The organism is Desulfonauticus submarinus (assembly GCF_900104045.1).
In the GTDB taxonomy this organism is placed as follows: Bacteria; Desulfobacterota; Desulfovibrionia; order Desulfovibrionales; family Desulfonatronovibrionaceae; genus Desulfonauticus; species Desulfonauticus submarinus.
This window is the reverse complement of the sequence record NZ_FNIN01000002.1, coordinates 171,420-191,042: the sequence shown is the minus strand read 5'-3', so window position 1 is coordinate 191,042 and position 19,623 is coordinate 171,420. Positions and strand designations below refer to the sequence as shown.

Here is a 19,623-nt window from a genome sequence, read left to right as displayed (position 1 = left end):
CCCGTAAAATTCTATTTTCTGAAGATAATTTTTCTTCTGGTGCCGCAAGGCTTAATAGGGAATCCCGTGCAATTCGGGAGCGGTCCCGCCGCCGTGAGTTCCAATAACCTTAAACTCCAAGAGTGCCACTGTTCTTTTTTAAGAATGGGAAGGCCGAGTTTAAGGGGAACGAGCCGGAAGACCTGCCAGAAGAAGTCTTTCCTCCTAGATAACGGGGGCTTTATCTAGGAGGCGCTGTATTTTAATCTTTTTAAAAAGCCCCTAAAATTTATATGGAGGGTATTTTATGTTAAAAAAATGTTTAGTATTGGTTTTGGGGCTATGTTTATTTGTAGGCGTTAGTAGTATTTGTTTTGCTTCAAAACACAAACATTCTCCTAAACCAGGAATTTTGCTTGTTGCTTTTGGTACATCTTATCCTGATGGTAAAAGGGCTTATTCTTTTTTTGAAAAAGAGGTTAAAAAGGCATTTCCTGGTATTGAGGTAAGATGGGCCTATACTTCTTCTATTATTCGCCATAAATTAGCTAAAGAGGGGAAAAATATTCCTTCTCCTGTAAAAGCTTTGGCTCAGATGATGAGCGATGGGTTTACTCATGTAGCAGTCCAATCTCTACATACTATACCAGGAGAAGAATATGAATATCTGGAACAGGTAGTAGAAGGGTTTTCTGTAATGCCAAAGGGGTTTACTAAGATTGTTTTAGGGACACCTCTTCTTTATTCTGTTCACGATATTCCTAAGGTAGCAGATGCTTTATTAAAAAATTTACCTAGTTTAAAGAAGGGCTGGGGTATTGCCTTAATGGGGCATGGTACAGAACATAGAGCAAATAGTTATTATGCAGCTTTGCAATATGCGCTTTGGTTAAAAAACAAGAAAGTATTTTTGGGTACAGTAGAAGGCTGGCCTACGATTAGAGAGGTTAAGCAAGAGTTAAAGCAACATAAAATAAAAGATGTTTATTTGATGCCATTTATGTCAGTAGCTGGAGACCATGCTCATAATGATTTGGCAGGAGATGAGTCAGATTCTTGGAAGGGGATTTTAAGTAAGGCTGGATTCAAATGTCATCCTATCCTTAAAGGTACAGGAGAAATGAAGGAAATTGTAGAAATTTGGATTGAGCATTTAAAACACGCTTATGCTAAGTTGGGTTTAAAGTAATAATTTGTTGCTTAGAATAAAGTTAATTGTAAAGAGCAGGCTTGGTACTTGTTTGGAGTTATAAAGTTTATTTAAAGGCCTGCTCTTTCTTTAAAAATGTGGTATCTCAAATAAAGAAAGAGAGTTTTTTTAATGACTAATAGAGGACATTTTTATGCTGTTGGAGTAGGGCCAGGTAGTCCTGACTTACTTACCTTAAGAGCAGTAGATATAATTTCTAAAGCAGATGTGTTAATTTGTCCTGCTTCAGCTAAAAAAAATGAAAGTTTGGCTTTAAATATTATTAAGCCTTGGATAAAGAAACAGAAAATAGAACTTGTTAAATATCCAATGCGCAAAGATGTTGGCGGTACTTGGAATTTGTGGGAGCATGTGGCCAAGAGAGTAAAGAAAGGTTGTGAACAAGGAAAAATTATTGCCCAGATTACATTAGGAGATCCTTTATTTTATAGTACTAGTTGTTATTTATTAACTTCATTAGAAAAAATTTTTCCTAAAAGCCATATTCATGTTGTTCCTGGTATTACAGCTTTTCAAGCGACAGGAGCGAAGTTTGGTTTGCCCTTTGTTTGGCAAGAAGATAGCTTTATGGTTATGCCAGCATCTGATTTACAAAGAATAGAACAGGCTATTTCTTGGTGCGAGACTTTGGTGTTATATAAAGTAGGTAAAGTTTTAAAAGAAGTTCTGTTTTTATTAGATAAATACAACTTGTTCCCTTCTAGTTACTTAGCAGCATACGTAGAACAAGAAGGAGAATATTTAATTTCTAATCTTAAAAAAGATTTGACCCTGCCGGGTTACCTTGTCACTTTAATCATTCAAACAGGGCATAAAAGTTGGAATTATAAAAAATAATTAGATTATGCGCTTTGGACTTAGTACAGGCACTTATGCTGCAGCCTTAGCTAAGGCAGGTACGCTTGCTTTAGTGAAGAAAATTTTTGTTCCAAAGGTATGGATACTCTTGCCTGAAGGTATGTGGGTACAGATTCCTGTTAAAACTTCTAAAATTGGGAAAGGGGTTTTGGTTTCTACTGTTAAAGATGCTGGCGATGATCCTGATATAACTCATGGTTTAGAATTACAATGTAGATTGGAGCTTAGAAAAGATTCTAAGATTAGATTTAATAAAGGCAAAGGTCTTGGAATTATAACTAAACCAGGGCTTGCTTTACCTATTGGAGAGGTTGCTATAAATCCTGTGCCTAGAAATATGATTAAAAAGGCTATCAGACAAGTATTTTTAGGTGGAGTTAATTTGACTTTTATTATTCCTAAAGGAGAAGAGATAGCTGCAAAGACTTTTAATCCTAGGCTTGGTATTAAAGGGGGAATTTCTATTTTAGGAACAAGCGGTAGAGTGAGGCCTTTTTCTTTAAAAGCAATTCAAGAAACTATTCGTCTTCATTTAAATAGTCTTTTACAACAAGAAATAAAAACAATAGTATTAGTGCCTGGTCGAATAGGAGAAAAGGCAGCTCAAAAACTTGGGTTTAATAATATTGTTGAAGTTAGTAATGAGTGGCAAACAGCATTTGATTATTTGCAAAAGAAAGATTTAAAACAGATTATTATTGTTGGTCATCCTGGCAAGTTGTTAAAATTTTTACAGAATGACTTTGATACCCACAGCAAACGTTCTAAATCTGCAGTGCCTATTTTAGAGAAGTATTTATTTGAGTTATTTGAATTGAAAGTAAAGTTGAATACAGTGGAACAAGGGTTTAAAATTTTAAATAATTCTCAGAAAAGAAAGTGTGCAACTTTTTTAGCTAATTTGTTAAAAATAAAAATAAAAACTACTTTTTGTCTTCAAAGTGAAGTATGTGTTTATCTTATTGACTATAAAAGTAATGTATTAAATTTTTAAAAAAATATCCAATGTTTATAACCATGCAACAATTTTTTCTAAAAAGTTGATTGAATAAAAAGTAAAACACTTTAATTATATGCCGTATCTTGGTTTTGCAAATCAGATAGTTTTGATATTTCCAAAAATTTGGATTATATTTTGAGATTATTTTATATATGAAATTAGAGAATAAAATAGTTATTTTGGGATGTGGGCCAGGTAGCCCTGAATATGTCTTGCCTGTGGTAAGACAAAAGTTGTTTTCATTAGAGGTGATAGTAGGAAGTAAACGCTTGCTTAATTTATTTCCTGAATTTAAAGGCGAGAAATACGAAAGTGTATCTATAAAAGAAACACTTTATTTTTTAGATAAAGCAAGAATGCATAGACTTTGTGGAGTATTAATTAGTGGGAGCCCTTTATATTTTAGTTTGGCTAGTTTAATTGTAAATAAATTTGGTCAAGAGGCCTGTGAGATTATTCCTGGAATCAGTGCTGCAGATATTGGACTAGCCAAATTAGGCTTGGTTGGGAAAAGAGTACATTATTTTAGTGTACATGGTCGAAGGCCAGATTTTGGCTTTGATAGCTTAAACAACTGGGAAGTTGTAGTTATTTTTTTAGGTAAGGACTGGGATTGGTTGGAAGAGGTAAATGTATTTAGCGTTTCTAATTTTACTTGGTTTTTTTTAGAAAATTTAACCTTGCCCTCAGAAAGAATATTGAAAATAAAAGAAGATAAACTGCCTCAAATATTAAATCCTTCCTTGCTTATTGGCATAAGAGAACCTTTATGAAAACGGCAATTATTACCTTTTCAAAACAAGGTTATTGTGTAGCTAAAATTTTGTCTAAACAACAAAAAGCAGATATATTTGTTCATAAAAAAGTTGAAGTTAGTACTTCTAATGTGTTTTCAAAAATAAGGGATATTTTACCTTTTATCTGGGAAGAGTTTTCTCAACTTATTTTTATTGCACCTTCAGGGCTTGTTATTCGAAGTATTTCTTCTTTACTAAAGAGTAAGTACAGTGACCCTGCTGTAGTAGTAATAGACATTGGTACAAGGTGGGTAATTAGTTTGCTTTCTGGACATGAAGGGGGGGCTAATAAATTAGCATATGACGTGGCAAATATATTAGGTTGTGTGCCTATTATCACTACTAGCTCTGAGGCTAGAAAAAATATTTTAGTTGGTATGGGTTGCAGAAAGGGCATTAAACTAGAAATTTTAAAAGAAGCACTATTTTTGGCTTTAGAACAAGTAGGAGAGCCTTTGGCTAAGGTACGACATATTGCTAGTATAGAATTGAAAAAAACAGAGCCAGGCTTGCTAGCTTTGGGAAAAGAATTTAATATCCCTATCTTATTTTTGCCTAAGTTTTTTTTTCAACAATGCAAGTTTGATTACACTCCATCTACTTTTGTAAAAGAAAAAATAGGAGTTTTTGGAGTAGCAGAGCCCGCCTGTTTAATGAGTGGACATTGTCCCAAACTTATTTTGGAGAAGACAACATGGAAAGGTGTGAGCGTTGCGTTGGCAAAGGAAAGTTGTATGTGCTTGGAATAGGTCCTGGGAGTAGAGAATATCGTACTTTGAGAGCAGAGAAAATTTTAAATCGAGTTGATGTTTTAGTGGGATATGAAAAGTATATTGAGTTGATAAAAGATCATGTTAAAGACAAAGAGGTTATTTCTTCAGGAATGAAGAAGGAAATATGGAGAGTAGAGCAAGCATGTAAGAGAGTTTTAGAAGGTAAGGTTGTTGCCTTAATCTCATCTGGAGATGCGGGTATTTATGGTATGGCTGGACTTGTTTTAGAAGTTATGGATAGAGATAATTTAAAATTTGATTTGGAAATTGTACCTGGAGTAAGTGCAGGTCAATTTTTAGCCGCCAGGGTGGGAGCACCTTTGATGCTAGATTTTGCTTGTATTAGTTTAAGTGATTTGCTTGTGCCCTGGGAGACAATAGAAAAACGTCTTAAAGCTTTGGCCAAAAGTGATTTAGTTACAGTTATATATAATCCTAAAAGTAAAAAAAGAACATGGCAATTGAAAGAGGCCTTAAATATTTTTAGTTCAGTACGAGGACAAGAAATTTGGGTTGCAGTGGGGAAAAATTTAAGCTTAACTACTGAAAAATATTATATTGTGTTGCTTAAAGATTTAAAATTAGATTCGATAGATATGCGCACAACTTTAATTATTGGCAACTATCAAACCCAGAAAATAGGAAATTTTTTAATGACTTTGCGTGGATATTCTGCAAAGTGGGGAGAAAACTTGTTTCAAAGAAATTCAGAAATGGATATTTTTAAAAAGGAATAACAAGGAGGATTAGATGGCAGCATTTTCTAAACAATATTTGATTGACGATTTATCCCATAAGGATGCTTGGCGTTTATTTAGAATTATGGCTGAATTTGTAGATGGATTTGAAAATTTGAACGATCTTGGACCTGCAATTTCTATTTTTGGTTCAGCCAGAGTTTCTCCTGAAGATAGAGAGTATAAATTGGCCTATGAAACAGCTAAAAAACTTGCTGAAGCTGGTTATGCAGTAATTACTGGTGGAGGCCCTGGTATTATGGAAGCAGGGAACAAAGGTGCTACAGAAGGAGGAGGAGTCTCTGTTGGCTTAAATATTCAGTTACCTTTTGAACAAAAGCCAAATGATTATGCTACTATCAAATGTGAATTTAAATATTTTTTTGTTCGAAAAGTGATGTTTATTAAATATGCTATGGGATATGTGGTCATGCCTGGTGGATGGGGTACCTTAGATGAATTAAGTGAAGCCTTGGTTCTTACACAGACAAAGAGAATTAAGCCTTTTCCAATTATTTTAGTGGATAAAGAATTTTGGAGCCCTTTGGTGGACTGGTTTAAAGAAAAATTGTTAAAGAAGAGTTATATTAAAGAGCAGGATTTTGATTTATTTTTTTTGGTTGATGAACCAGATGAAGTAGTTTCCATTATTAAGAGATTAGTAATATTGTAATTTTGTAAAGAGTTACAATGCATAATCCATTTAAAAAATTACCCAAAGATCAATTTCCAGAAAAAAGAGAGAAACCTAAAATAAAGGAATCTTCTTTAAAAGAAGAAGATATGGATCTTTTTTGGCAAGCTGTATCTGATGTTAAACCTTTAAATAAAAAAGGTCCTGAGGTTGTTGAGAAAAAACCAAAATCAAGTTTTAAAAAGGATAAAGATTCTGCTTTAGAAAAGTTTTTAAATGGGAATTTTGAATTTAAAGTTGAATATACAGATGAATATTTGCAAGGAGTAGTTAAGGGGGTAAATGAAAGAATTTTAAATAAGTTGAGAAATGGTGGTTTTAGTGTAGAGGCATATTTAGATTTGCATGGTTTTACAGTTGATGATGCTAATTTTACACTACTTAAATTTATTCGAGATAATTATCTTCAGAATAAGCGTTGTTTATTGGTAGTTACAGGTAGAGGAATAAACTCTCCGTTGGGGATTGGAATATTAAAAAGAGAAGTCCAAAATTGGCTTACCAGAGAGCCGTTAAAGAGAATTGTTCTTGCCTTTTGCTCTGCCTTACCTAGGCACGGAGGTGCTGGAGCAATTTATGTGCTTTTAAGAAAATATAAAAAGAGCAGAGGAAAAATTATTTGGGAGCGATATCTGTATCCTGAAAAATTTTAATTTAATTTTTTAATTTATATTTATGGATTTTTTAGAAGTAAAAATAGAAAAACTTATTTGGCGAGGGAGAGGATTAGGACGAAAAGCTAATGGACAGGTGGTTATTGTTGATCCATTGGTATTGCCTTCAGAAACAGTAAGGGTAAAAGTTTATAAAGCTAAAAAAGATCATCTTTTGGCTATACCTGTTGAGATTTTAAATTCTTCTAAAAAGAGAAGAATACACCCTTGTGTTTATGCTTCAGAGTGTGGAGGATGTAAGTTTGGTTCTATTTCTGTAAAATTGGGTACGAAATTGAAATTAGCTATTTTAAAGGATGCATTTAAACGTTTTGACTTCCTTAACTATAAGGATGTTCCTATTAGCACACTCCCATCACCTAAAGGTTGGAGATATAGGCATAGAGGACAGGTTTTTATCCATAGACACTTGCCTGGGTTTAAAAAATTAGGTTCTCATGAATTTGTACCTATAAAGGACTGCCTTCTTTTTACTGCAAATTTGGGGAAGAATTTAGTAAAATTAGCTCGAAAAAAATCAGATGGTCGTTATTCTGTTATTAGTAATGGAGAAGATCTGGCTATTGAAGGAGATAATAAGGAATTAAAATTTTTTCTTCCAAAAATACCACTTGTTTTTTTGTTTTCTGCTGAACATTTTTTTCAGGCAAATTGGAAGTTAAATCAAACATTAATAGATTTAGTTTGTTCTATTCTTGCTCAAGAAGAAAAAATAGCAGATCTTTATGCAGGGGCTGGGAATTTTTCTTTACCGTTAGCGTTTTATGGGAAGAAAGTATTAGCCCTAGAATTAAATAAAAATGGTGTTTTATTAGGTGAGAAGACTGCTAAGATAAATAATTTAGGGGTTAATTTTAAACAAGTTGACCTAAATAGAAATTTTTCTTGTGTAGAACAATTTGACCCAGAAGCAATTGTTGTTGATCCTCCACGAATGGGAGCTCCTGCGCTAAAAAAGTGTGTTTCTCATTTAAAAAATTTAAGAAAAATAGTTTGGATTTCATGTGATGTGGTGAACAGTTTAAGAGACTTAAAACCATTTATAGATGTTGGTTTTAGGTTAACAAAGCTATATTTTCTAGATATGTTTCCCCAAACTTGGCATATGGAAGTGATTTTTGTTTTAGAAAAATAGACGCTGTTCTCATTTAGGGAACAGCGTCTTTAAAATTAGAGGTCATTTTTTTCAAACCAGTAAAATAATCCTAAACAACATATCCCGAAAATAATAATTACAATCCAGTGATTTATTCCAAGTAGTTGTGGAAGAGTGATTTTACCATAATTCCCAAGAGGTATTATATATGTTTTGATCCAGGGATAAATTTCAGCATATATCCCTGCCCCTACTAACATCCCTAAAATGCCCCATAAAGCATCTATTCTGCCCTCTCCAATAGCTCCCAAAGCTGTTCCAGGACAATAACCTAAAATACCCCAACCTATTCCAAATAGAGTCCCACCTATAATAATAGCCCCAAGAGCAGTAGTTTTTAAGTGAAAGTGGATTAACCCAAAATCTTTTAAGGCATAAAGGCCAACCATGGCTACAAAGATGTTAGAAAGCATAAATTTTACAATAGTCATATCTAATAATCTTAATGCTCCTATTTGTTTAGAATATCTTACTACCTGAGCACGTTGTAAAAATACTCCAAATAATAATCCTGTAATTAAACCATATACTAAATTCATGACTTATCTCCTTTTATAGATTAAATTTGCAGAAATAAGTCCACCAATAAAAAAGCAACATAACGCCAATATACTTCCTGCTGAGAGTTGAGCAACTCCACTTAGGCCGTGTCCAGAAGGGCATCCTCCTGCCATCCGGACGCCTATCATAGCAATAATCCCTCCTAAAAATGCTACAATCCCTCTTTTTAAGGGGTTAAATCCAAATTTATTTTCCCACATAGTAGGTACAAAAGATATTTTAAAAGTTTTAGAGCTCAAGCTGGCTATTAAGGAACCCAGAAAAATTCCAAAGACAAACATTACTTGCCATTCAATTTTTGGTGTTTTGGCTTGAAAATAGGCCAGGGAGGCAACATGACTAGGAGCAAAAGATTTCTCTATTAGTCCTGCGATTCGGACAAAAGAAGTAGATGCTCCAAAAAATTTACCAACTAGCCAAACTGAAACAACTAAAAGTACTCCTGATAAAGCTCCTGCAATATAAGGAGACCAATAATTTTTTTTGCGATACATTTTCCCCCTCCTTTTTTATTTTTATAAATTTATAAAATAAAATAAAAAATAAAACAACTTTTTTTAATTTTTTAGCTAGAAGTTATTGTATAACTTTGTGGGGAAAAGTTTTTTAATAAAATAAAAGGCAGATATAAAGCTAAACGTAATTATCTAAAGCTAAAATTTATTTTAAGTAGAGATAGAATTAGAATGGAGTAAGATGTTTTTAAATGTGAGATGGTTTTGTTTTTAAAACACTTTTAGTTCCTTTTAAGTTTTTAAAACACATATTTTTTTCGATGCCAGATTTTGCTTTTTGGAAATTATCAATCATTGCTCCTCCAAGATAAGTGAATCCTAATGAAAATAGACTATTACCAATAGGTGTGCTGGGTCCAAGCATTATTTTTAAAGCTTTTGAACTGGTAAAGGTTAAAATTTCTGCCAATGTCCCATTTAGAATGGTTGTTCCTGTAATGGCCACTATGTCTACCTTAGGTAATATCTCTTTAGCTTTAGAGGCAGGAAAATCTCCTGGTCTTGGATTTAACTCCAGGATCCAACATTTTTTAAAGTGAGATTTAATTTTATGTACAAATGGAAAGTGTCCAATAAGGGCGAGCTTTTTGTTTGTTCCTATTTCAATTAATAGCTCTTGAACTCTTTTTTCTTGAAAATTTTGATTTTGGAAAAGGCTATTAAAAGTAGCTAGAGCAATACTACATTTTAAAGTAGAAGTTTTAAATAACCAAGGCAATATATCTCTTATTTTCTTACCTTTTAAAGAAATGGTTGCAGGCTTAATATCTTTTTGAGAAAGAAAAGCAGCAGATAATCCAGCAGTAGATTGGCTATTTTTCACTAAAATAAGACTTTCACCTATTATAATCTCTTCTATTGTTAAATTGCCACAAATAGTTAAACCTTCTTGTACCAATTTATTTATAATGTCCTCTTGGGTTAACATGAACAAAAGATCTCCTTATTTTCAAATTATAAAAAGTAATGCTGGAAGTCCTTGAAGGAAATTTATTATATGCTAACAAAAAAATTTTGCTTTTTCATAAAATATAGGTTACTTGACAAGGTTTGACAAGCTTTGTTAGAGACTCCCTACTTTTAGGCACGTAGCTCAGGGGGAGAGCACTTGCTTGACGCGCAAGGGGTCAGGAGTTCAAATCTCCTCGTGCCTACCAGATAGAGAAAAAAAGGGAGGCTTTAATGCCTCCCTAAACTTTTATAGATATAAATTTTAAAAAGCCAGTAGTAAACTTAGGTAATGGGAAGATATTGAGATGGCCAAAATAAATTTGAAGGATTTAGGGAAAGAAGTAGATTTAAAAGAAAGTTGCCTTTTTAAAGAGCTTTTGGAATTTTTTTCAGGAAAGAAGGCTAAAAAAATTATTGCCTTTAGATGCGAGAGTGGAATTTATGATTTATCCCGTAAGATTCCAGAAGACTGTAAAGAAGTTGAGGCCATTTTTTTAGATACAAGTGAAGGACTTGAAATTTTAAGACATAGCGCAGCCCATATTATGGCAGAGGCTGTGAAGAAAATTTTTCCTACAGCAAAAGTTACTATTGGCCCTGCTATTGAAGATGGTTTTTATTATGATTTTGATTATGAACGTCCTTTTACTCCTGATGATTTGGAAAAGATAGAGAAAGAAATGGCCAAAAGTATTGCGGCTAATCATCCATTTATTCGAGAGGAAGTTTCAGCAGAAGAAGCTAAAAAATTATTTTTAAAGTTAAATGAAACTTATAAGTTGGAAATTATAGATGATTTAGGAGAAGAGAGGGTTTCTCTTTATAAACATGGAGATTTTGTTGATCTTTGTAGAGGCCCACATCTTCCAAGTACAGGGTATGTAAAGGCATTTAAATTGACTTCTGTGGCAGGGGCGTATTGGCGAGGAGATGAAACCAAGCCTATGCTACAGCGTATTTATGGGACAGCTTTTGCTTCAGAAAAAGATTTAAAAAAGTATTTATCTAGATTAGAAGAGGCCAAAAAAAGAGATCATCGTAAGTTAGGCCAGCAACTGGATTTATTTAGTTTTTCTGAAGAGGCAGGGCCTGGAATGCCTATTTTTCACCCTAAGGGCGCATTGGTAAGAACTATTTTAGAAGATTTTGAAGTTAGGGAACATCTGAAAAGAGGCTATGAGATTGTAAGAGGTCCTCGTTTATTGCGTCAAGAATTATGGAAGAGATCTGGACATTATGATAATTATAGAGAAAATATGTATTTTACAGAAATAGATGGGCAGGTATATGGTTTAAAGCCAATGAACTGTTTGTCGCATATGCTTATTTATAAATCGAAGTTGCGGAGCTATAGAGATTTGCCTATTCGTTATTTTGAGCTTGGAACAGTAAATAGACATGAAAAGTCCGGAGTATTACATGGACTTCTTAGGGTTCGTCAATTTACTCAAGATGATGCCCATATTATTTGTAGACCAGATCAGTTGCAAGAAGAGATTGTTGGCGTTTTAAAGTTTGTGCATGATGTGATGTCAATTTTTGGTTTTGAGTATGAGTTAGAAATAAGCACAAGGCCTGAGAAATCCATTGGTTCTGATGAGGATTGGGATAGAGCCACCTCAGCATTAACCAATGCGTTAGAGTTTTTAGGCTTAGAATATGATATTTGTCCAGGAGAAGGTGCTTTTTATGGACCTAAGATAGATGTTAAGTTAAAAGATGCTTTGGGAAGAAAATGGCAGTGTTCTACTATTCAATGCGATTTTACTTTGCCAGAAAGATTTGATTTATTTTATGTGGGGGAAGATGGAGAAAAGCATCGTCCAGTAATGTTGCATAGAGTGATTTTGGGCGCTATAGAGAGATTTATGGGTGTTTTAATAGAACACTATGCAGGAGCTTTCCCTACTTGGCTTGCACCTGTTCAAGCAAAGATTCTTACTGTTACAGAAGCTCATAATGAATACGCGAGAAAATGTTATGATATTTTAAGGAACTCAGGGTTGCGTATAGAAATGGATTTGCGAAATGAAAAATTAGGTTATAAAGTTAGAGAGGCTCAGTTGGAAAAAGTTCCTTATGTATTAGTAGTTGGAGAAAAAGAGATAGAGGCAAAAGGAGTAAATGTTCGCCTAAGAGGCGGTAAAAATATAGGGTTTAAGACTTTGGAAGAAGTGATAGAGTTAATTTATCACGATATGGATGAACCATTTAAACAGGGAGGAATGAGCTATAGGTACCTCTACTAGTGCCCGAAAGAATGAACAGATTCGGGCTAAGGAAGTGCGGTTAATTAAGGAGGATGGAAAACAGGCAGGAATTGTGTCTTTAAAAGAGGCACTTACCTATGCCAGAGATGTTGGACTTGATTTGGTAGAAGTTGCTCCTAATGCTAAACCACCTGTCTGCAAGGTGATGGATTATGGAAAGTATTTGTATGAGCAACAAAAGAAACAGCAAGAAGCTAAAAAGAAACAAGTTCGAATACAAGTTAAAGAGATAAAAGTCCGTCCCAAGACAGATGAAAATGATTTGCAGACAAAAATTAGGCATATAAAGCGCTTTTTGTCTGGCGGAGATAGATGCAAAGTGACAGTGTTTTTTAGAGGACGAGAATTGGCCCATAAAGAGAAAGGATTAGAAATTTTAGAAAGAATAGCAAAAGATTTGGAGGAGTTAGCAAAAATAGAGCAAGCTCCTAAATTTGAGGGGAGGACAATGTTTATGTTACTCTCTCCTCTTGCTAAAAAGAAATAAATTCGTTTTGAAAATAAGGAGGAAAAAGTAATGCCTAAAATGAAGACAAACAGGGCAGCAGCAAAGAGATTTTCTAAAACAGGTGGTGGAAAATTTAAAAGAAGAAGGCAGAACTTGAGGCATATTTTGACAAAAAAAAATGCTAAGCGAAAAAGAAGATTGGGGCAAGCTACGTTAGTTGATTCTGCCAATATAAAGCAGGTTAAAAAGTTATTGCCATATGCTTAAATTATTAAATTAAGATTTTAGAAATTTTTAAGGAGGATAGAGGTTATGCGTGTAAAATCTGGAAAAACTCGCCATAAAAGGCATAAAAAATATTTGAAAATGGCCAAAGGGTATACTGGCTCTCGAGGCAAACTTTATCGTATTGCTAGAGAGCAGGTTGAGCGTTCGCTTTGTTATGCTTATAGGGACAGAAAACAGCGTAAGAGAGAATTCCGAAAATTGTGGATTATGAGAATTAATGCTGCTGCTAGAGAGTATGGTTTATCTTATAGTCGTTTTATTGATGGTTTAAATAAAGCTGGAGTAGCAATTAATAGGAAGTGTTTAGCTGATATGGCAGTTAGGGAAAAGGCTGCATTTGCTCGTTTAGTAGAACTCGCAAAATCTAATAATTAGGAAAATGGAAGTAAAAGTTTTTTTGGAAAAGCTAGATGGCCTTGTTCAGGAGCTTAAAGAGAGCCTGGGCAAGGCCAATTGTCTTTCTGAATTAGAGGAAATTAGAGTCAAATTTTTTAGCCGTAAAAAAGGATATTTATCAGAAGTAATGAAAGGGCTAAAAGAATTAGCCCCTAGTGATTTACCAATTGCTGGTCGAAAGGCAAATGAGGTTAAACAGGAACTACTTAGCTTAGTTGAAGAAAAAAAACATTTTCTGGAAAAGCAGGAAAAAGAAGCTGCTTTAAGGAATTTTGATCCAACTATTCCTGGTAGAAAGCCAGATATAGGCACTCTTCATCCAATTACTGTAGTAATAGAAGAAATTTCTGATATTTTTACTTCCTTGGGGTTTGAAGTTGTTCAAGGACCTGAGGTAGAAACCGATTTTTATAATTTTGAAGCCTTAAATATCCCACCTGAGCATCCTGCTAGAGATATGCAGGATAGTCTTTATATTACAGAAAAAACTTTACTGAGGACTCATACTTCTCCCCTTCAGATAAGAACCATGCTTTCTAGAAAACCTCCTATAGCAGCTATTGCGCCAGGAAAAGTTTATCGCCGGGATTCTGATCTTACTCATAGTCCTATGTTTCACCAAATAGAAGGTTTTTTAGTGGATAAGCATGTGACTATGGCAGATCTAAGAGGTATTTTAACTTTATTTTTGCATAGAGTGTTTGGCCCTGAGACAAGAGTGCGGTTTAGACCAAGTTTTTTCCCTTTTACAGAACCTAGTGCTGAAGTGGATATTAGTTGTGTTATGTGTAAAGGTTCTGGAAAAGTAAATGGAGAGACCTGCCGAGTATGTAAAGAAACTGGTTGGGTAGAAATTTTGGGTTGTGGTATGATTGATCCTGCTGTGTTTAAAATGGTTGGGTATGATAGCGAGAAGTTTTCTGGTTTTGCCTTTGGCTTAGGAGTAGAAAGGGTTGCTATGCTGAAGTATGGGATTGGAGATCTTAGAATATTTTTTGAAAACGATATACGTTTTTTGCAGCAGTTTAAATAATTTAATTTCTATTTGAGGTTATTATCCATGTTACTCAGTCTAAATTGGCTCAAGAGTTTTGTTCCTTTTGATGGGGATATAGAAGAACTTGCTCATCGATTGACCATGGTTGGTCTAGAAGTAGAAGAAATAAATTCTCCTTTTGAATACCTTAAAAGTGTAGTAGTTGGAAAAGTTGTAGAATGTGCGCCCCATCCTAATAGTGATCATCTTTCTTTATGCAAAGTAGATATAGGCTCAGAAGTTTTACCCATTGTTTGTGGAGCCCCTAATGTAGGAGAATCTCAATTAGTGCCAGTGGCCTTGATTGGCACTAAAATGCCTTCAGGATTTAAAATTAAGAAAGCAAAACTTAGAGGCGAACTTTCTTGTGGAATGATTTGTTCCCAAAAGGAGCTTGAACTTGGGGAAGATAGCTCAGGTATTTGGGTTTTAAGTGAGGAGTTTTCTAATTTAACAGTAGGAGAAAATTTAATCTCAGCCCTTGGTTTAGATGAGTATGTTTTTGATATAGGGATTACCCCAAATAGAGCAGACTGTTTGAGTGTCCTTGGTATTGCACGAGAAGTTGCTGCACTTTATTCATTGCCCTTATCTTTACCTTCTGCAAATGTTCAAGAAATTGATACTCCTTTAGATTATGACATAGAAATTCAGTCTCCAGAACACTGCTTCCTCTATCAAGCCAGATTAATTACAGATTGTAAAATAAAGCCAAGTCCTGCGTGGATGCGTTTTAGACTTATTGCTTCGGGTATAAATCCTATTAATAATGTTGTGGATATTACTAATTATGTTTTAATGGAATTAGGTCAACCTTTACATGCTTTTGATAGAAGGCTTTTGTCAGGAAATAAAATTAGAGTAGCTTTAGCCAAAGATAAAGAAAAGTTTGTTACTTTAGATGGTAAAGAACGAGAACTTTTGGCTACAGATTTATTAATTTTGGATAGTGAAAAACCAGTAGCTTTAGCTGGTATAATGGGAGGAGAGAATTCTGAGATAAAACAAGATAGTTCTGAAGTCCTCTTAGAGTGTGCAGTATTTAATCCAGTTACTATCAGAAAAACAGCTAGGAGGCTATCTTTAACAAGTGAGTCTTCCTATCGTTTTGAAAGAGGTATTGATCAACTTTTATCTCCTTTTGCTTTAGAAAGAGCAGCTTATTTAATTCAGACACTAGCAAGTGGAAAAGTATTGAAAGGGATTGCTAAAAAAGAACCCAAGCCTTTTGTTAAGGCTGTTATTAAATTTAGACCAAATAAGCCTTCAGATATTTTAGGCGTAGAGATAGAAAAAGATTTTAGTTTTAAAACCTTACAGAAATTAGGTTGTAAAATAAGAAAAGAAGAATCTTCTTGGGAAGTAGAAGCTCCATCTTTTAGACATGATTTGCAGCGAGAAATAGATTTGGTTGAAGAGGTGGGAAGGATTTATGGTTTAGATAAAATTGAGGCTCGGTTACCTAAAGTTAGTCGAACTTTAAAAGATGAACAAGATCCAAAGGTCTTGTTTTTGCGAAAAATAAAACATTGGGCAAAAGGGATTGGTTTACAAGAATCTATAAACTATAGCTTTGTAGGAGAAAAGGATTTAGATTTATTAGGACTAGAAGATAAAGAAAAACGAGTTTATGTCTTAAATCCTTTAAGCGAGGAACAAAATGTTTTGCGTACAACTCTTTTGGCAGGGCTTTTATATGCTGTAAAAACAAATTTTACTCAAAATAATAAGAGAATAAAATTATTTGAAATAGCAAAGACATTTACAAAAGATGATAATGTGGAGACTTTATGTCAGGAAAATAATAGGTTTGGATTTGTTTTATCTGGAAGTCGTTACCCTGAGAATTGGCCTTTTCCTAAAGGGGAATTTTTTAATTATAGTGACATTAAAGGATTAATAGAGGGGTTTGCTTTAAGTTTTGGCCTGCCAGAAATGGAGTTTATTACTAGAAGGGAGCATCCTTTTCTTAAACCTGCGGTGGAGATAATAGTGGGTGATGATATTTTAGGGTTTATGGGGTTGATAAAAGAAGATATAGCAAAACAATATGATGTTAAAGATGGTAATTTATGGTATGCTGATTTAGATTTAGATAAAATATTTGGATATTATCTTAAATGGACATTAAGATTTAAAGAACTGCCCAAGTTCCCAGCATCAAAACGAGATATTACTGTGGTTTGCCCTCTTGATTTACAGATAGGATCTATTCTGGAAGTTATAAAGGGAGTTCAATGCAAAATATTAGAAGATGTGAGTGTTAAAGATATTTATTTCCCTAAAGATAAAGCAGTAAAAAATGTGACCCTTACTCTTACTTATAGAGCAAAAGATAAAACTTTGAAGGTGAAAGAAGTAGATAAGGTAAATTCTAATATCGCAAACACTATTGTTAAAAAATTAAATGTTAGCTTTCCTTAAATTTGCCAAGTTAAAAAAACTAAAGTAATAAGGACGAATCATAATGAGATTCGTCCTTTTTTTGTAATGAAGAAAACTAGATATTATAAAATAGGTGAAGCAGCCAAACGTTTGGGGTTAGAGCCTTATATTTTGCGTTTTTGGGAAAAAGAGTTTGACCTTTTAAAACCTGTTCGTAGTAGTTCCGGCCAACGTCTTTACACTCAAGAGCATCTCAGGCTTTTAGAACGTATAAAATTCCTTCTTTATGAAGAAAAGCTAACTATTCAAGGAGCTAAACTACGTCTGAAAGAAGAAGCTCGTTGGCTAGAAGTGTTTATGGAAGTAAAAAAAGAGCTGCAAGAGATGCTTTTTATTTTGAAAGATTAATTTTTTAAAGTTTCAACTTATTTTTTATTTCTTCTACCACCTGGTAGACATTAGCTAAACATCATTTTTTTAATGGACTTTTAGAGATACAATTACATTTTCCTAATAATTTGCTTTTTTTTATATATTCTAAAATTGTAGACTTGCCATTTAATTTTAAATCTTTTTCAATATCTTCTTTAGTATAAGAGAAACAATAACAAATTATTTCTTTAGATTTATTAGATTTAAAGGAAGGTTTATTAGACATTCTTTTTAATTTTTTATTGTTTAAAAAGGAGTACGTTTTTAAATTAAACGCACTCCCCATAAAATGTTTTAAGACAATTATTTAGCAGAACCGATTTCTGCTTGTAATTGTTTTAAAAGCTGTTGGATTTGAATAAGTTTAACAGCTTGATTTTCGTTTTGTACTTGAGTGCTAAGATACTTAGTTTTAGAGGCCATTTCTTGAAGAGTATTAGCTATAATTAAATTTTTAGTTCGTTGAGGAAGATTTTCTAGAGCATAAACTTTATCTTCCAAGAGGTTTACCTTTGAACCTAAAGTAGTAAGTTGTTTGGGTAGGTTTTCTAGTTGATGAATTTGAGTACTTAAGCCTTTTACATTTTGATTTAAACCAAAAAATAGTATTGCTACTAAAAGAACTGCTAAGATAGAAATAATAAGAGCAACTTTGCCCATATCTTTTTGAGTGTTAGCTATAATTTCTTGAGCAAATTGTTGATTGTTTTCTTGGTTTTTTAAAGGGAATTGAGAGATTTTTTTAGCACCCATCTTGTCCTCCAATTAGCATTAATTTCCTTTTCTAAACTTATTTAATTAAGAAACATTGCGTTTTCAAGAAAAAAATAAGACTAGACTTTAAGATTCTTTATATTTAGAAGGCCTGTTTAGTTTTTGCTTATTGTTTATTGTTTATACTGTTGTACTCTTTGTGAATTAAATAAAAAACATTAACATAACATTTTGAAATTATTTAATAAAATAAGCAACAAATGTTTTTTTGTAAAAAAAATTAGTATTTTCATGTAAAAAGTAGACTTACTTTTCATTTTTTATTAATAATGCGCCCATTATTCTAAAGGCGTTTGGATGGAAAGCGAAGGAGGAATTATATGAAAAGAGTAGTATCACTTTTATTGTGTTATTTGGTTATAGTTTTTTCTAGTGTGAGTTTTGCAGAAACAATAAAGATAGGTTTTGACCTTCCGCTTAGTGGTGAAAACCAGCAAACTGGTAAATCAGCTAAAGATGCTGCTGAATTAATAAAGAATAGAATAAATGCTCAGGGAGGATTGGTTTTAGGCGGGAAGCGATATATGTTAGAATTTATTTACGAAGATAATAAATTTGATCCTGAAGTTGCTAAAAAAGTTGCGTTAAAATTAATAGATAAAGATAAAGTATGGGCAATTGTTGGGCCGATGGCTAGTAGACAAGCAGTACCCACAGGGGGAGTATGTAATCAAAAAAAGACATTAATGATTTCTCCTTGGTCTACAAATCCTAAAACTACGATTAATAGGCCGTGGGTTTTTAGAGCAGCTTTTTTAGATCCTTTTCAGAGTGAAGTTGCCCTTTATTTTTCTAACAAAATATTGCCTGAGTCTAAATCTAAAAAAACGGTTGGTATTATTTATGTAAGTGATGATGATTATTCCAAAGATCTAGCGGCTTTATTTAAATTGGACTGGGAAGATGTATACGGAGAGGGGAGTGTGATAGTTTTTGACAGTTTTGTGACAGGAGAAGATAAATTTTTAAATTTAGCGAGAAGATTGGTTTCTGCAAATCCAGATATGATTTTCTTGCCTTGTCATTATTATCAAGTAGCTAAATTAGTAAAAGATTTAAAGAAGTTGGGTTGGAATAAACCTATTTTTGGTTCTGATTCTTGGGGGTCGGCAGATTTGTTCCCATTATGTGGATCTGCATGTGTGGGATATTATTTCTCAACCCATTATGCTGCACTAGGCGCTAAAGGTAAAAATAAGCAATTTGTAGATTTATTTAAGAGAACATACGGATATTTGCCAGATGATCCAGCAGCACTTACTTGGGATTCTTTAAATTTGCTTTTAACTGCATTAAAAAATGCAGAGGATTTGTTAGGAAATGATTTGGAAAAAAATAAGTCTATTTTGCGTTTTGCTTTATCCAAGATTAGAAATTTTGAAGGAGTGACAGGTAAGATGCATTTTACCTATCAAGGAGATCCTGTAAAATGTGCGGTAGTTGTTCAGATTAATAATAAGGGGCAGTTTGTATTTAAAGATTCTATTTGTCCTAAATAAAAAGACTTGACAGGAATTTTACTTTTGCCTAAAAGTAAATCATTATGAATGTACAACTCTCCAACCACAACCTCAGTTATTTTTGGTTTTTTTGGTATTATTATTTTATGAGGGCCTGTGGTCTGGAGGGTGAGTTGTAGGCTTTTTAATAAACAAATAAAAAGATCCCAAAGGGCCGCAGGCAAAAGCC

The 19,623-nt window shown here is 33.5% G+C and carries 21 protein-coding genes, 1 tRNA gene and 1 riboswitch; of the genes, 18 read left to right on the top strand and 4 right to left on the bottom strand.

Going from position 1 to position 19,623, the window contains the following annotated elements; all coding sequences use genetic code 11:
• Positions 1-20: 20 nt before the first annotated feature.
• Positions 21-204, top strand: a riboswitch (cobalamin riboswitch).
• A gap of 82 nt (positions 205-286) precedes the next feature.
• From BLP60_RS03435 to BLP60_RS03395, 9 genes are all read left to right on the top strand, one after another.
• On the top strand, positions 287-1,168 hold the full coding sequence (locus BLP60_RS03435; protein ID WP_092063443.1) for a sirohydrochlorin cobaltochelatase: 882 nt from the start codon (positions 287-289) through the stop codon (positions 1,166-1,168).
• 132 nt (positions 1,169-1,300) lie between these two features.
• Positions 1,301-2,026 (top strand): precorrin-2 C(20)-methyltransferase, encoded by a 726-nt coding sequence (gene cobI, locus BLP60_RS03430; protein ID WP_092063440.1) that lies wholly within the window; start codon positions 1,301-1,303, stop codon positions 2,024-2,026.
• 7 nt (positions 2,027-2,033) lie between these two features.
• On the top strand, positions 2,034-3,041 hold the full coding sequence (gene cbiD / locus BLP60_RS03425; RefSeq protein WP_092063437.1) for a cobalt-precorrin-5B (C(1))-methyltransferase CbiD: 1,008 nt from the start codon (positions 2,034-2,036) through the stop codon (positions 3,039-3,041).
• Positions 3,042-3,199: 158 nt separating this feature from the next.
• The gene (locus BLP60_RS03420; protein WP_092063434.1) at positions 3,200-3,820 is read left to right on the top strand and encodes a cobalt-precorrin-7 (C(5))-methyltransferase; all 621 of its coding nucleotides are present in this window, start codon (positions 3,200-3,202) and stop codon (positions 3,818-3,820) included.
• Positions 3,817-4,593, top strand: coding sequence for a cobalamin biosynthesis protein (locus BLP60_RS03415; RefSeq protein WP_092063432.1), 777 nt, complete (start codon positions 3,817-3,819; stop codon positions 4,591-4,593). The genes BLP60_RS03420 and BLP60_RS03415 overlap by 4 nt, the downstream gene beginning before the upstream one ends.
• Positions 4,539-5,354 (top strand): precorrin-3B C(17)-methyltransferase, encoded by an 816-nt coding sequence (gene cobJ, locus BLP60_RS03410; protein WP_092063429.1) that lies wholly within the window; start codon positions 4,539-4,541, stop codon positions 5,352-5,354. Before BLP60_RS03415 ends, cobJ begins: the two co-directional genes overlap by 55 nt.
• A gap of 13 nt (positions 5,355-5,367) precedes the next feature.
• Positions 5,368-6,027 carry an LOG family protein gene (locus BLP60_RS03405; protein WP_092063426.1) on the top strand — a complete coding sequence of 220 codons (660 nt, stop codon included), beginning with the start codon at positions 5,368-5,370 and terminating at the stop codon, positions 6,025-6,027.
• Positions 6,028-6,044: 17 nt separating this feature from the next.
• Positions 6,045-6,701 carry a Smr/MutS family protein gene (locus BLP60_RS03400; RefSeq protein WP_092063423.1) on the top strand — a complete coding sequence of 219 codons (657 nt, stop codon included), beginning with the start codon at positions 6,045-6,047 and terminating at the stop codon, positions 6,699-6,701.
• A gap of 22 nt (positions 6,702-6,723) precedes the next feature.
• On the top strand, positions 6,724-7,857 hold the full coding sequence (locus tag BLP60_RS03395; RefSeq protein ID WP_092063420.1) for a class I SAM-dependent RNA methyltransferase: 1,134 nt from the start codon (positions 6,724-6,726) through the stop codon (positions 7,855-7,857).
• A 35-nt stretch (positions 7,858-7,892) separates the two neighbouring features.
• On the opposite strand, the gene BLP60_RS03390 is transcribed toward BLP60_RS03395, so the two are convergent.
• From BLP60_RS03390 to BLP60_RS03380, 3 genes are all read right to left on the bottom strand, one after another.
• Positions 7,893-8,417, bottom strand: coding sequence for a DUF6691 family protein (locus tag BLP60_RS03390; RefSeq protein ID WP_092063417.1), 525 nt, complete (start codon positions 8,415-8,417; stop codon positions 7,893-7,895).
• A 3-nt stretch (positions 8,418-8,420) separates the two neighbouring features.
• On the bottom strand, positions 8,421-8,933 hold the full coding sequence (locus BLP60_RS03385) for a YeeE/YedE thiosulfate transporter family protein (RefSeq protein ID WP_092063414.1): 513 nt from the start codon (positions 8,931-8,933) through the stop codon (positions 8,421-8,423).
• A 208-nt stretch (positions 8,934-9,141) separates the two neighbouring features.
• Positions 9,142-9,882 (bottom strand): DUF364 domain-containing protein, encoded by a 741-nt coding sequence (locus BLP60_RS03380; protein ID WP_092063411.1) that lies wholly within the window; start codon positions 9,880-9,882, stop codon positions 9,142-9,144.
• A 154-nt stretch (positions 9,883-10,036) separates the two neighbouring features.
• On the opposite strand from BLP60_RS03380, the gene BLP60_RS03375 reads away from it, so the two are divergent.
• The 8 genes from BLP60_RS03375 to BLP60_RS03340 all read left to right on the top strand — a co-directional run bounded on the left by BLP60_RS03375 (position 10,037) and on the right by BLP60_RS03340 (position 17,136).
• Positions 10,037-10,111: transfer RNA gene (locus BLP60_RS03375), tRNA-Val, on the top strand.
• 99 nt (positions 10,112-10,210) lie between these two features.
• Positions 10,211-12,154 (top strand): threonine--tRNA ligase, encoded by a 1,944-nt coding sequence (gene thrS, locus BLP60_RS03370; protein ID WP_092063408.1) that lies wholly within the window; start codon positions 10,211-10,213, stop codon positions 12,152-12,154.
• On the top strand, positions 12,138-12,662 hold the full coding sequence (infC, locus tag BLP60_RS03365) for a translation initiation factor IF-3 (protein WP_092063405.1): 525 nt from the start codon (positions 12,138-12,140) through the stop codon (positions 12,660-12,662). The genes thrS and infC overlap by 17 nt, the downstream gene beginning before the upstream one ends.
• A gap of 30 nt (positions 12,663-12,692) precedes the next feature.
• A complete protein-coding gene (gene rpmI / locus BLP60_RS03360) occupies positions 12,693-12,890 on the top strand; it encodes a 50S ribosomal protein L35 (protein ID WP_092063402.1) in 198 nt (65 codons plus the stop codon).
• 45 nt (positions 12,891-12,935) lie between these two features.
• Positions 12,936-13,286: a 50S ribosomal protein L20 gene (gene rplT, locus BLP60_RS03355; RefSeq protein WP_092063399.1), complete on the top strand. Its 351-nt coding sequence runs from the start codon at positions 12,936-12,938 to the stop codon at positions 13,284-13,286.
• A gap of 4 nt (positions 13,287-13,290) precedes the next feature.
• Entirely contained in the window at positions 13,291-14,340 is a 1,050-nt protein-coding gene (pheS, locus tag BLP60_RS03350) for a phenylalanine--tRNA ligase subunit alpha (protein WP_092063396.1), read from the top strand.
• Between the two features lie 27 nt (positions 14,341-14,367).
• Entirely contained in the window at positions 14,368-16,767 is a 2,400-nt protein-coding gene (gene pheT / locus BLP60_RS03345) for a phenylalanine--tRNA ligase subunit beta (RefSeq protein WP_092063392.1), read from the top strand.
• A 66-nt stretch (positions 16,768-16,833) separates the two neighbouring features.
• Positions 16,834-17,136 (top strand): MerR family transcriptional regulator, encoded by a 303-nt coding sequence (locus tag BLP60_RS03340; protein WP_092063389.1) that lies wholly within the window; start codon positions 16,834-16,836, stop codon positions 17,134-17,136.
• 327 nt (positions 17,137-17,463) lie between these two features.
• On the opposite strand, the gene BLP60_RS03330 is transcribed toward BLP60_RS03340, so the two are convergent.
• Complete coding sequence (locus tag BLP60_RS03330; protein ID WP_092063386.1) at positions 17,464-17,913, bottom strand: hypothetical protein; 450 nt, start codon at positions 17,911-17,913, stop codon at positions 17,464-17,466.
• 341 nt (positions 17,914-18,254) lie between these two features.
• Between BLP60_RS03330 and BLP60_RS03325 the strand changes: the two genes are divergently transcribed.
• Positions 18,255-19,433, top strand: coding sequence for an ABC transporter substrate-binding protein (locus BLP60_RS03325; RefSeq protein WP_092063383.1), 1,179 nt, complete (start codon positions 18,255-18,257; stop codon positions 19,431-19,433).
• Positions 19,434-19,623 lie beyond the last annotated feature (190 nt).